General features: G+C 69.8%; 10 protein-coding genes. 7 read left to right on the top strand and 3 right to left on the bottom strand.

Translation table 11 applies throughout. From position 1 onward, the window contains the following. Positions 1 to 69: 69 nt before the first annotated feature. Positions 70 to 1,869, bottom strand: coding sequence for a carboxylesterase/lipase family protein (locus ACODT0_RS14115; protein ID WP_489041528.1), 1,800 nt, complete (start codon positions 1,867 to 1,869; stop codon positions 70 to 72). A 131-nt stretch (positions 1,870 to 2,000) separates the two neighbouring features. Between ACODT0_RS14115 and ACODT0_RS14110 the strand changes: the two genes are divergently transcribed. The 7 genes from ACODT0_RS14110 to ACODT0_RS14080 all read left to right on the top strand — a co-directional run bounded on the left by ACODT0_RS14110 (position 2,001) and on the right by ACODT0_RS14080 (position 7,946). Next, entirely contained in the window at positions 2,001 to 3,116 is a 1,116-nt protein-coding gene (locus ACODT0_RS14110; RefSeq protein ID WP_082322247.1) for an AraC family transcriptional regulator, read from the top strand. A 44-nt stretch (positions 3,117 to 3,160) separates the two neighbouring features. Then, positions 3,161 to 4,684 (top strand): protein adenylyltransferase SelO, encoded by a 1,524-nt coding sequence (locus tag ACODT0_RS14105; RefSeq protein ID WP_489041527.1) that lies wholly within the window; start codon positions 3,161 to 3,163, stop codon positions 4,682 to 4,684. Beyond that, entirely contained in the window at positions 4,681 to 5,094 is a 414-nt protein-coding gene (msrB, locus tag ACODT0_RS14100) for a peptide-methionine (R)-S-oxide reductase MsrB (protein ID WP_057597047.1), read from the top strand. The genes ACODT0_RS14105 and msrB overlap by 4 nt, the downstream gene beginning before the upstream one ends. Before the next feature lie 43 nt (positions 5,095 to 5,137). Next, a complete protein-coding gene (locus ACODT0_RS14095; RefSeq protein ID WP_057597048.1) occupies positions 5,138 to 5,683 on the top strand; it encodes a septation protein A in 546 nt (181 codons plus the stop codon). A 2-nt stretch (positions 5,684 to 5,685) separates the two neighbouring features. Further along, the gene (locus ACODT0_RS14090) at positions 5,686 to 5,970 is read left to right on the top strand and encodes a BolA family protein (protein WP_057597049.1); all 285 of its coding nucleotides are present in this window, start codon (positions 5,686 to 5,688) and stop codon (positions 5,968 to 5,970) included. A 135-nt stretch (positions 5,971 to 6,105) separates the two neighbouring features. Continuing rightward, positions 6,106 to 6,891: a peptidylprolyl isomerase gene (locus ACODT0_RS14085; protein WP_057597050.1), complete on the top strand. Its 786-nt coding sequence runs from the start codon at positions 6,106 to 6,108 to the stop codon at positions 6,889 to 6,891. 113 nt (positions 6,892 to 7,004) lie between these two features. Next, the gene (locus tag ACODT0_RS14080; RefSeq protein WP_261205653.1) at positions 7,005 to 7,946 is read left to right on the top strand and encodes a helix-turn-helix domain-containing protein; all 942 of its coding nucleotides are present in this window, start codon (positions 7,005 to 7,007) and stop codon (positions 7,944 to 7,946) included. 10 nt (positions 7,947 to 7,956) lie between these two features. Here ACODT0_RS14080 and rnk read toward each other — a convergent pair whose 3' ends face one another. Continuing rightward, positions 7,957 to 8,394, bottom strand: coding sequence for a nucleoside diphosphate kinase regulator (gene rnk / locus ACODT0_RS14075; protein ID WP_057597052.1), 438 nt, complete (start codon positions 8,392 to 8,394; stop codon positions 7,957 to 7,959). 350 nt (positions 8,395 to 8,744) lie between these two features. Then, a complete protein-coding gene (gene purL, locus ACODT0_RS14070; protein ID WP_489041526.1) occupies positions 8,745 to 12,776 on the bottom strand; it encodes a phosphoribosylformylglycinamidine synthase in 4,032 nt (1,343 codons plus the stop codon). Positions 12,777 to 12,863 lie beyond the last annotated feature (87 nt).

Raw genomic sequence — 12,863 nt, 5'->3', positions numbered from 1 at the left:
TCCGCCGGAGCATGCAGGCACCGTGGCGGCGTCGGCCGCCACGGTGGTGTACGCAGCCAGTGCACCGTCTCAGGGCGCGCTGTTCTGCAGCTGCGTCTTGCTCGCGTCGAGCACGATCTTGCGCGGCCAGTTGGGCCAGGTCACGCCCAGGCCCGCATGGTTCGGATCGCCGGTGCGCGCGAACGCGGACAGGCTGCCGACCATCGCATCCGACAGCGCCTCGCGGCCCGGGCGGTTCGCCTCGCCGTAGGCGAACGAGAAGATGCCGGTGCCGAAGTTGTGGAACATGAACACCGTGTCGAGCCCGTGCGTCGCGCCATAGACGGTGTTGAACGGCGCCACCTGCTGGCTCCAGTCGAAGCGGTAGTACCAGGTCTTGGTCGGCAGGTACCTGGCAACCGAATCGATCTGCGGCGGCAGGATGTTGAGGAAGATCGCGTTGGTCGCGAAATCCGAGGCCGCCTTCCAGCCGGTCAGCGGTTTACCTACCGGCAGGTAGGGCGCGTTGATCAGGTCGGCCTCGGTGAGCGTGGTCGGTACGTCGGGATTGAAGGTGTACTGCAGGCCGAAGCGCTCGTAGTCGGTCGGCTTGAAGCCCAGGCCCTGCCCCGTGAAGGTGCCGAACAGGTTGGCGAACAAGGTACCCTCGTCGCGCGTGTTGCCGATCAGCATCGGCACCTTGTTGAAGCGGCCGGCGGCGACCTCGGCGACCGAGTTCACGGGCAGGATGGTGCCGTCCTCGATCGGCGCGGGCGCATTGCCCAGTTGCGGGTTCGCGAGCACGACGCTCAGCAGCTTGTTCGCCGACAGGCCGCGCAGGTAGCTCGCGATCTGCGCATCGGTCTGCGAGGCCACCCAGGCGTTGGCCGCGGTGGTGTCGGCGGCCTTGCCGTCGGCGATGGCGATGGCCGCGAGCAACCCCTTCGAATAGGTCTGCGCGGTGGCGCGCGTCGAGAAGGCGATCCCGCCGCTCAGCGGCACCGCCTTGTGCAGCAGGCCGGCCGACGACGGCGACACCACCAGGCCCCAGGTGTTGACCGCGCCCGCCGACTGCCCCATCACCGTGACGTTGCCCGCGTCGCCGCCGAAGGCGCCGATGTTGGCCTGGATGAACTTCAGCGCCTGCATCTGGTCGAGCAGCGCGAAGTTGCCCGAGTCGTTCTTCGCCTCGCCGTTCTTGAGCTGCGGCAGGTCGAGCCAGCCGAGCACGCCCAGCCGGTAGTTGATCGTCACGACGACGGCATTGCCGCGCTTGGCGAGCTGGGCACCGTCGTAGCCCGGATCGGCCGTGTAGCCCGAGATGTTGCTGCCGCCGTAGATGTAGACGATCACGGGCAGCTTGGCGCTGTCGTTGCTCGGGCGCCAGATGTTGAGCGTGAGGCAGTCCTCGTCGCCCACCGGCTTGCCGAAGCCCTCGCGGGTGGCCAGGCCGAACGGCGCGTCGCCGGGCGCGGGGCTGAAGTAGCGCCCGCCCTGGGCGCAGCTGTGGCCGAACTTGCTCGCGGCGCGCACGCCCTCCCAGGGCTTGGGATCGGCGGGCGGGGCCCAGCGCAGGTTGCCGACCGGCGCCTGGGCGAACGGAACGCCCTTCCAGGAAAAGGTGCCGGTGGCGGCGCTGTCGTCCGTGCCCTCGATCTTGCCGGCGGTGGTCTGGCGCACCATCGGGCCGTCGGTGGCCGGGGGCGGCGCGGGCGGCGGCGGGGGCGGCGGCGCCACCGGGAAGAACCCGCTCGGCCCCGAGCCGCCGCCGCCGCAGGCCACCAGGCCCAGGCTGGCGGCCGCGATCGCGGCCATGGCGATGGCCGAGGCCACCTTCGTCTTCTGTCCTGCCGTACCCTGGCTTTTTGGTGCCGTTGCCGTTGCTTGCATGTGTTTGTCTCCACACCGGGTTAATCGGAATTCCTGCGTCGGTGCCCGGCAGCCATACTCCGGCCCGCCGAACCCGAAAAAATTCTAGGAACGGGTGCTGTTTCCACCGCTATCGCAAGCGAGCCAATCGAATGACTTCAGGAGCCTCCAACCCGCGCCATGCGCGCCGGCCTGCACGCCGTCCGGGCTGCATGCCGCAGCCCGAGCTGCGCACCAGCTCGTCGGCATGGCTCGAGGGAGTGCTGAGGATGTTCGAGGCCGAGGGCCTGGACGTGCCCTCGCTGCTGCGCGACGCCGGCTTCGACCCCGAGTCGCTGCTGCGGCAGAACGCGCGCATCCCGGTCGACGAGGTCACCGTGCTGTGGCAGCTGGCCGTGGCGCGCGCGGGCCGGCCCACGCTGGGCCTGCACCGCGGCCTGGCCGCCACCCACAGCAAGCTGGGCACCGTCGCCCACGTCATGGCCTGCTGCGTCGACCTCGGCGAGGCGATGGACCGGCTCGCGCGCTACATGCCCGTGATCTCCGATGCCACCGCCTTCTCGGTGCAGCCCGAGGCGCGCGGCCGCTGGATGGTGATGCAGCACACGGGCGGCAGCCTGCCGATCCCGCGCCAGCGCGTCGAGTACGCCCTGCTCACCATGCTGATGCAGTGCCGCTGGCTGATCCGGCGCGAGATGGAGCCGCTGGCGATCGAGTTCGCCTATCCGCCCCCCGACGACGACCGGCCGCACCGCGAGGCCTTCGGCTGCGAGGTGCGCTTCGGCGCCCCGGCCAACCGCATGTTGCTGTCGGCCGCCGACTTGGCGATGACGCTGCCGACCAGCCACCCCGAGCTCGGCGAGATGCAGGAACACCTGCTCGACGACCAGCTCGACCAGCTGGGCCAGACCACCACCAGCACCCTGGTCTGCGCCGAGATCGCGCGCCGCCTGCCGCACGGCGAGCCGCGCCGCCAGGACGTGGCCTCGGGCCTGGGCCTGGCCGAGCGCACGCTGCAGCGCCGGCTGCAGGAGGAGTCGGTGTCGTTCCAGGCGCTGCTCGACCGCACCCGGCGCGAACTCGCGCAGCAGTACCTGGCGCAGGAGCGCCACACCCTGACCGACGTGGCCGACCTGCTGGGCTTCGTCGACAGCAGCAACTTCTTCCGCGCCTGCAAGCGCTGGTTCGGCCTGCCGCCGGCGCAGTACCGCACGCGGCTGTGGCATGGCGAGGGCGCCAACCTGCCGCTGCTGCGCGCCGCCGCCTGACCGCCCCCGGCCTGGGGTCTCGTGGTCTGCCGGACAATCGGGCCATGACGCCCACGAGCCCGCTTGCCGAAGCAACCCGCACCGATCCAGCCGGAACCCGGCCCGAGAACGCCGACCTGGGCCTGGAATGGGTCGAAGGCTTCGCGGCGCTGGGCCCGCGCTTCTTCACCGAGCTGCGCCCCACCCCGCTGAGTTCGCCCACGCCGCCGTACTGGGTCGGCCACAGCGACCAGGTCGCGCGCGAGCTGGGCCTGCCCGAGGACTGGCGCAGCGACGCGCTCCTGGAGGCGCTCAGCGGCAACGTTCCGCTGGCGGGCGCGCGGCCGCTGGCCAGCGTCTACAGCGGCCACCAGTTCGGCGTCTGGGCCGGCCAGCTCGGCGACGGCCGCGCCATCCTGCTCGGCGAGACCGCGGGCGGCCTCGAGATCCAGCTCAAGGGCGCGGGCCGCACCCCCTACTCGCGCATGGGCGACGGCCGCGCCGTGCTGCGCTCGAGCATCCGCGAGTTCCTCTGCAGCGAGGCCATGCACGGCCTGGGCATCCCGACCACGCGCGCGCTGTGCGTAACCGGCTCGGACGCGCGCGTGCGCCGCGAGGAGATCGAGACCGCCGCGGTGGTCACGCGGGTGGCACCGAGCTTCATCCGCTTCGGCCATTTCGAGCACTTCGCGGCGAACCAGCAGCACGCGGAACTGCGCGCGCTGGCCGACTACGTGATCGACCGCTACTACCCGGCCTGCCGCCACAACGGGCGCTTCGGCGGCAACCCCTATGCGGCGCTGCTCGAGGCCGTGAGCGAGCGCACCGCCACCCTGCTGGCCCACTGGCAGGCCGTGGGCTTCTGCCATGGCGTGATGAACACCGACAACATGAGCATCCTGGGGCTCACCATCGACTACGGACCGTTCCAGTTCCTCGACGGCTTCGATCCGCGCCATATCTGCAACCACAGCGACACCGGCGGACGCTATGCCTTCAACCAGCAGCCCAACGTGGCGTACTGGAACCTGTTCTGCCTCGGCCAGGCACTGCTGCCGCTGATCGAGGACCAGGAACTCGCGCTGGCCGCGCTCGAGCCCTACAAGAGCGCCTTCCCGAACGCCTTCGAGAACCGCATGCGCGCCAAGCTCGGCCTCGCCGACGCGGCCGATGGCGACCGCCAACTGATCGAGGACGCGCTCAAGCTGCTGGCGGCCGAGAAGACCGACTACACGATCTTCTGGCGCCGCCTGGCCCAGTACCGGGCCGACGGCAACATCGAGCCGGTGCGCGAGCTGTTCATCGACCGCGCCGGCTTCGACGCCTGGCTGCTATCGTTTCTGGAGCGCCACAACCAGATCCCGCGCGAGCAGGCCGCCGAACTGATGCTGCGCAGCAATCCGAAGTACGTGCTGCGGAACCACTTGGGCCAGCAGGCCATCGAAGCGGCTGGCCGCAAGGACTTCTCGGGCGTGGCCACCTTGCTCGGCCTGCTGGAATCCCCATTTGAAGAACATCCCGGCGCCGATGCGTATGCCGGGTTCCCGCCCGACTGGGCTTCCACGATCGAAATCAGCTGCTCATCATGAACACACCCGTCCAGAAAACCGATGCCGAATGGAAAGCGCTGCTCGCCGAGAAGGGCGCCGAACCGGCCGCCTTCGAGGTGACCCGCCACGCGGCGACCGAGCGCCCCTTCACGGGCAAGTACGAAGCCCACTGGGACGACGGAACCTACCACTGCGTGTGCTGCGGCGCCAAGCTGTTCGAGTCGGCCACCAAGTTCGACGCCGGCTGCGGCTGGCCCAGCTTCTCGGAGGAAGCCGTGCCCGGCGCGATCCGCAACATCGTCGACCGCTCGCACGGCATGGTGCGCACCGAGAATGTCTGCGCCAATTGCGGCGCGCACCTGGGCCACGTCTTTCCCGACGGACCGACCGAGACCGGCCTGCGCTACTGCATGAACTCGGCCTCGCTGGATTTCCAGAAGAAGCCCTGAACGGCGCCCTCCTTTTCCCTCCGGCCCCTCGCCATCCGACTGCATGAAACTGATCCTCGACTTCTTCCCGATCCTGCTGTTCTTCGGGGCCTACAAGCTCGCCGACATCTATACCGCCACCGGCGTGCTCATGGCCGCCACGGTGGTGCAGATGGCGATCATCTACGCGATGGAACGCAAGCTGCAGGCGATGCAGAAGGCCACGCTGGTGCTGATCCTGCTGTTCGGCACGCTCACGCTGGTGCTGCACGACGACCGCTTCATCAAGTGGAAGCCGACCGTGCTATACGGCGCGATGGCGGTGGCGCTGGCCGTGGCCCTGTGGGCCTTCCGCAAGAACTTCCTGAAGATGCTGCTGGGCTCGCAGCTCGAGCTGCCCGACCGCATCTGGATGCGGCTGAACATCGCATGGATCGGCTACTGCCTGTTCATGGCCGCCATCAACGGCTACGTCGCGGCCTACTTCACGACCGAGGCCTGGGTCAACTTCAAGCTCTGGGGCTACGCCTTCCCGATCGTGTTCCTGGTGGCGCAGGGGCTGTACATCTCGCCGCATCTCAAGAGCGGCGACGACAAGCCGGCGGCCTGAGCATGAACGGCACCACCGCTTCGCATCCGCTGCCGACCGTGGCGGCCCTCGAGGCCGCGCTGCGCGCCGCGCTGCGGCCGACGGCGCTCGAGGTCATCGACGAGAGCGCCGCGCACGCGGGCCACGCGGGTGCCAATGCCGAGGGATTCGGCACCCATTTCCGGGTCCGCATCGCCTCCCCGCTGTTCGAGGGAAAGCCACGCGTGGCGCGTCATCGGCTTGTGTATGATGCCCTCCAACTTTTCATCGCACAGGGTCTGCACGCCATCGCCATCGAGGTGCTCTGAGTCGTCCATCCACCGCCAGCCTCCGGCTGCCGGGCCCGGTTCTCCGCGGCGGCGCTCCCTCCCCTGTGTCTTTCCTCCGGTTTCCTCCACGCGCACTTTCATCCAACGCGCATTTCTCAGCCTGACATTCAATCCATGAAAAAACAAATCTTGCAGGCCGTCGCGGCCGCAGCGCTGCTTGGTGCCGTTCCCATGGCTGCCCTGGCGCAGAACGCAGCCATCGTCAACGGCAAGGCAGTGCCCAAGGCACGCATGGACGCGCTGGCCCAGCAGCTGGCCGCGGCCGGCCGCCCGGTCACGCCCGAGATGCAAGGCCAGCTGCGCGAGGAAATCGTGGCGCGCGAAGTGTTCATGCAGGAAGCGCAGAAGCAGGGCCTCGACGCCACCGAGGACTACAAGAACCAGCTCGAGCTCGCGCGCCAGGCGATCCTGATCCGTGCCCTGTTCGAGAACTACCGCAAGACCAATCCGGTCTCGGACGCCGACGTGAAGGCCGAGTACGACAAGTTCGTCGCGGCCAACGGCGGCAAGGAATACAAGGCGCGCCACATCCTGGTCGAGACCGAGGACCAGGCCAAGAAGATCATGGCCGACCTCAAGAAGGGCGCCAAGTTCGAGGACATCGCCAAGAAGCAGAGCAAGGACCCCGGATCGGGCGCCAACGGCGGCGACCTCGACTGGGCCAACCCCGCCAACTTCGTGCCCGAGTTCTCGGAAGCGATGATCAAGCTCAAGAAGGGCGAGACCACGCCGGCCCCGATCAAGACCCAGTTCGGCTGGCACATCATCCGCGTCGACGACATCCGCCAGGCCCAGCTGCCGAAGATGGAAGACATCAAGCCGCAGATCACGCAGCAGCTGCAGCAGCAGCGCCTGCAGAAGTACCAGGAAGACCTGCGCGCCAAGGCGAAGATCGAGTAAGCGGCGCGCCCTGCCCGCCCTCTCCCATGAAAAAACGGCCTTCGGGCCGTTTTTCTTTGGGCTTGTTTCTTGCAAGAATCCGCGGCGCGCCATCGGCGCGGAGGGTGTCGACCATGGGCTTCTACCACTCGACCGAGGCGCTCGCGCCGCGGCACAAGACCGAATTCTGGCGCGAGTCGGTGTGCCGGCGCCTGATACCGGCGCGCGGCGAATTCGCACGCGACTTCGACGGCTGCCTCTCGGGCCAGCAGCTCGCGAGCCTCACGGTGTGCCGCATGCAGTCGAAGCCGCACACCTTCATCCGCACCGACCAGCTCGCGCGCATCGCGCCCGACGACGACATCGTCGCCGCCTTCTTCCAGCGCGGCCAGGCCAACATGGCGCAACAGGGCCGCACGCTGCGCGCGGCGGCCGGCGACATCGTGCTGTACGACGCGGCCCGGCCCTTCGTGCACGAGCTCGCGCCCGAATCGCTGCTGCTGGTGCGCTTTCCGCGCCAGCAACTGCTGTCGCGCTTTCCGAAGGCCGAGCACATGATGGCGCTCAAGATCGCCGACGGCAGCTCGCTGGCCGGGTTGCTGCACGGCATGGCCGAGGAGGCGCTGCGCTTCGAGACGCGCGATGCCGCCCTGCCCGCGCAGGCGCGCTTCGCCGCGGCCTTCCTCGACACGCTGAGCGCCGCGATGGAGCTGCAGGACGTGGCCGAGGGCGCCGCCGCGGCGACGCGCCACGGCTCGATCTACGAGAAGGCCGTGCGCTACATCGACGCCCACCTGGACGACACCGGCCTCTCGATGGCCGAGGTGGCCGAGGCCGCGCACGTCTCGCCGCGCACGCTCACGCGCGTGTTCGCGGCCCACGGCACGACGGTGATGCATCACCTCTGGAAGCGCCGGCTCGCGCAGAGCTTCCACATCCTGTCGGAGGGCCGCGTGCAGCAGGTCACGCAGGCCGCCTACCAGTGCGGCTTCAGCGACCTCTCGCATTTCTCGCGCGCCTTCAAGAGCGCCTACGGCACCACGCCCGGCAGCCTGCTGCACGGGGCCGCCAGCTGAAGCGACGGCTTCAGCGCAGGTATTCGCCCGCCGCCTCCGGCTGGAACTGCAGCGCCACCACGCGCGCCGAGCCGTGCACGCCGGCCGGCGTGGTCCATTCCACCACCTGCCCCACGCGCGCGCCCAGCAGGCTCGCGCCCACCGGCGACATCACCGAGACCTCGCCTTCGGCGGGCTTGGCATCGCGCGGATAGCACAGCGTGATCGTGTAGCGCTCGCCGCGCGCGGGGTCCTCGAGCTCGATGCGCGAGTTCATCGTGACGAGGTCCGGCGACGCGTCCTGCGGCGCCACGACCTCGCTGCAGTCGAGCATCTCCTCGAGGGCCAGCGCGACAGGGTCGCTGGCGCCGCGCGTCTGCAGCGCGTGCGCGGCGAGCTTGTGCAGGCGCGCGTGGTCGAGCTGGGTGAGGGTTCGTTCGAGTCGCGTGAACGAGGCGGTGGCTTGCATGGATCGCTCCTGATGAAGTGAAGGCGTGCCGCGGGCTCCATCGAGGGAGCGGGATGAGGCGGACGCGCCGACGCGCGGGCTTGGAGGAGGCCCGGCGATCAGGAAGTGCGCGAAAGAAAAACGGGAGGAGGAAGGATCGCCGGGCTCAGGAATGCCAGGGCGATCGGCGCTTGAGCGCCGTCATCCGCGCCACGCGGCGCCGGCCACGCGCGAGCGCGCCCGGCAGGGCCGGTGCGGTCAGCGTGGAAGCGGAAGTGCGTAGCATGCGGCCGAGTCTACCGGTCCCGTCGCGCAGGCGGCCATCAAAGGCCCCACCGGCCTTGCCGGATTGGGACCCTTGCCGTCGGCGATCAGCCCACCCAGCGGCGGGCGTTGCGCCAGATGCGCATCCAGGGGCTGCGCTCGCTCGCGTCGCCGCCGTTCCAGCTCATCTGGATGTTGCGGAACACGCGCTCGGGATGCGGCATCACCGCGGTGAAGCGGCCGTCGGCCGTGGTCACCGAGGTCAGGCCGCCGGCGCTGCCGTTCGGGTTGAACGGGTACTGCTCGGTGGGCTGGCCGTGGTTGTCGACGAAGCGCATGGCCGCGATGGCCTTCGAGGCATCGCCGCGGTGCTTGAAGTTGGCGTACCCCTCGCCATGCGCGACCGCGATCGGTAGCCGCGCGCCGGCCATGCCCGCGAAGAACAGGCTCGGCGAATCGAGCACCTCGACCATCGACAGGCGGGCCTCGAAGCGCTCGCTCTGGTTGGTGGTGAAGCGCGGCCAGGCCTCGGCGCCGGGGATGATGTCGGCCAGCTCGGCGAACATCTGGCAGCCGTTGCACACGCCGAGGCCGAAGGTGTCGGCGCGGCCGAAGAAGCGCTTGAACTCGTCGGCCAGGCGCGGGTTGAAGGTGATGCTGCGGGCCCAGCCGATGCCGGCGCCCAGCGTGTCGCCGTAGCTGAAGCCGCCGCAGGCCACCACGCCCTTGAAGTCGGCGAGCCGCGCGCGGCTGGCCTGCAGGTCGGTCATGTGGACGTCGAAGGCCTCGAAGCCGGCCTCGTTGAAGGCATAGGCCATCTCGACGTGCGAGTTCACGCCCTGCTCGCGCAGGATCGCGACCTTGGGCCGCGAGGCCAGCACCGCGGGCGCGGCAGGCTCGACGGCAGCCGGCAGATGCCAGTGCAGGCCCGGGTCGGCGGGCTCGCCGGCCGCCGCGTGCTCGGCATCGGCGCAGGCCGGGTTGTCGCGCTCGCGCGCGATCTTCCAGCTCACCGAGTCCCAGACCTGGTGCAGGTCGTGCAGGCTGGCGCTGAACACCGACTTGGCATCGCGCCACACCTCGAGCTTGCCCTTGCCGGCCTCGATGGCCGAGCTCGCGGGCCGGGTCTTGCCGACGAAATGGCTATGGGTGCTCAGGCCGTGGGCGCGCAGCACCTGCATGACCTCGTTGCGCTCGGCGGTGCGCACCTGCAGCAGCATGCCGAGCTCCTCGTTGAACAGCGCCTTGAGCGTGAGCTCCTCGCGCCGCGCGCTGACCTGCTGCGCCCAGTTCTTGGCGTCGCCGGTCTCCATGCGGCTGTCGGAGATGCCGTCGCCCTCGGTGACCAGCATGTCGACGTTGAGCGCCACGCCCACATGGCCCGCGAAAGCCATCTCGCAGGCGGCGGCGAACAGGCCGCCGTCGCTGCGGTCGTGCATGGCGAGGATCTTGCCGTCGGCGCGCAGTGCGTTGACGGCATTCACCAGTGCCACCAGCTGCGCCGGATCGTCGAGATCGGGCACGGTGTCGCCGCTCTGGCCCAGCGTCTGCGCCAGGATGCTGCCGGCCATGCGGTGCTGGCCGCGGCCTAGGTCGACCAGCACCAGCGTGCTGTCCTCCTCGCTCGCGTCGAGCTGCGGCGTGAGCGTGCCGCGCACGTCGTCGAGCGAGGCGAAGGCGCTCACGATCAGGCTGACCGGCGAGGTCACCTTCTTCGTCTCGCCGCCCTCCTTCCACTGCGTGCGCATCGACAGCGAATCCTTGCCGACCGGAATCGAGATGCCCAGCGCCGGGCACAGCTCGAGGCCGACGGCCTTGACCGTGGCATAGAGCGCGGCATCCTCGCCGGGCTCGCCGCAGGCGGCCATCCAGTTGGCCGACAGCTTGACGCGCGACAGCTCGATCGGCGCCGACAGCAGGTTGGTGATGGCCTCGGCCACCGCCATGCGGCCCGAGGCCGGCGCGTCGTAGGCGGCCAGCGGCGTGCGCTCGCCCATGCTCATCGCCTCGCCCGCGAAGCCCCGGTAGTCGGCCAGCGTCACGGCGCAGTCGGCCACCGGCACCTGCCACGGGCCGACCATCTGGTCGCGGTGGCTCAGGCCGCCCACGGTGCGGTCGCCAATGGTGATCAGGAAGCGCTTGGAGGCGACGGTCGGGTGCGACAGCACGTCGATCGCGGCCTTCTGCAGGTCGACGCCCGTGAGGTCGAGCGGCTGGAAGCTGCGCGCCACCGACTGCACGTCGCGGTGCATCTTGGGCGGCTTGCCCAGCAGCACGTCCATCGGCATGTCGACCGGCTGCAGCGCGGCGCCCTCGTCGGCCACCAGCAGCTGCCGCTCCTCGGTCGCCACGCCGACCACCGCGAAGGGGCAGCGCTCGCGCTCGCAGAAGGCCTTGAACTGTTCGAGCGATTCGGGCGCGATCGCCAGCACGTAGCGCTCCTGGCTCTCGTTGCACCAGATCTCCTTCGGCGCCATGCCCGATTCCTCGAGCGGCACCGCGCGCAGGTCGAAGCGCGCGCCGCGACCGGCGTCGTTGGTCAGCTCGGGGAAGGCATTGCTCAGGCCGCCCGCGCCCACGTCGTGGATCGCGAGGATCGGATTGGCCGCGCCCTGCTGCCAGCAGTGGTTGATGACCTCCTGCGCGCGGCGCTCGATCTCGGGGTTGCCGCGCTGCACGGAGTCGAAGTCGAGCTCGGCCGCGTTGGCGCCGGTGGCCATCGAGCTGGCGGCGCTGCCGCCCATGCCGATGCGCATGCCGGGGCCGCCGAGCTGGATCAGCAGCGAGCCGGCCGGGAAGCGGATCTTCTTGGTCTGCGTGGCGTCGATGCTGCCGAGGCCGCCCGCGATCATGATCGGCTTGTGGTAGCCGCGCTGCACCGTGTCGAGGTCGCTCGCCAGGGCCTGCTCGTATTCGCGGAAGTAGCCCAGCAGGTTGGGCCGGCCGAACTCGTTGTTGAAGGCGGCGCCGCCCAGCGGGCCCTCGGTCATGATCTGCAGCGGGCTCGCGATGTGCTCGGGCTTGCCGTAGTGGCCCTCCTCGGGCCAGAGCTTCGAGACCGTGAAGCCGGTCAGGCCGGCCTTGGGCTTGGAGCCGCGGCCGGTGGCGCCCTCGTCGCGAATCTCGCCGCCGGCGCCGGTCGAGGCGCCCGGGAACGGCGAGATCGCCGTCGGGTGGTTGTGCGTCTCCACCTTCATCAGCACGTGGGTCAGCGCCGTGTCCTTGGTATAGGCCGGCGCGCTCGCGGCGTCGGCACCGCGCGGGATGAAGCGTTCGACCTCGCCACCTTCCATCACCGAGGCGTTGTCGGCATAGGCGATCACCGTGTGCTGGGGGTTCTGGCGCTCGGTGTGGCGGATCATCGAGAACAGGCTCTGCGGCTGCGCCGCGCCGTCGATCGTGAAGTCGGCGTTGAAGATCTTGTGGCGGCAGTGCTCGCTGTTGGCCTGGGCGAACATCATCAGCTCGACGTCGCTGGGATTGCGGCCCAGCTTCGTGAAGGCATCAACCAGGTAGTCGATCTCGTCCTCGGCCAGCGCCAGGCCGAAACCGGTGTTGGCGGCTTCCAGCGCCGCGCGGCCCTGGGCCAGCACGTCGACCGTCGCCATGGGCTGGGCCGGCAGCTCGCTGAACAGGCTGGCGGCCTGGTCGACCGTGGCGAGCACCGATTCGGTCATGCGGTCGTGCAGCGGGCCGGCCGCGGCGGCCAGCGCCTCGCCCTCGAGCACCGGCGCCTTGCCCAGCAGCGGGGCCTTGAGCTTCAGGTGGTATTGGGTGACGCGCTCGACCCGGCGCAGCGCCAGGCCGCAGTTGTGGGCGATGTCGGTGGCCTTGGAGGCCCAGGGCGACACGGTGCCCAGGCGCGGCGTGACGACCACCGCCGCCGAGGCCTTGGCGGCGGGCGCCTCGAAGGGCTCGCCGTAGCTCAGCAGCGCCGCGAAGCGCTCGCGGCCCGCGGCGTCGAGCGCGCCGTCGGTCACCACCAGGTGCACGAAGCGCGCGGCGATGCCCTCGATGCGCGGATCGACGGCCTGGAGCTTCGGCAGGAGCTGCCGCGCGCGGAATTCGCTGAGTGCGCTGCCGCCCTCGAAGATGGTTACGACGGGAAGGGCTGTGGAAACGGAAGCGGACTGCGTCACGATGGGTGGGGCCTTGGGGCCGCGTTGGGCTTTGGAGAGGTCTGGAAATCCGTGGGCGGGCGGCCGCTGACTGGGGCCGTCCGCGCA

Source organism: Variovorax sp. FG153, from assembly GCF_057809595.1.
Note: the sequence above shows the minus strand (reverse complement) of the source record. Positions and strands in the feature narration are given on the sequence as shown.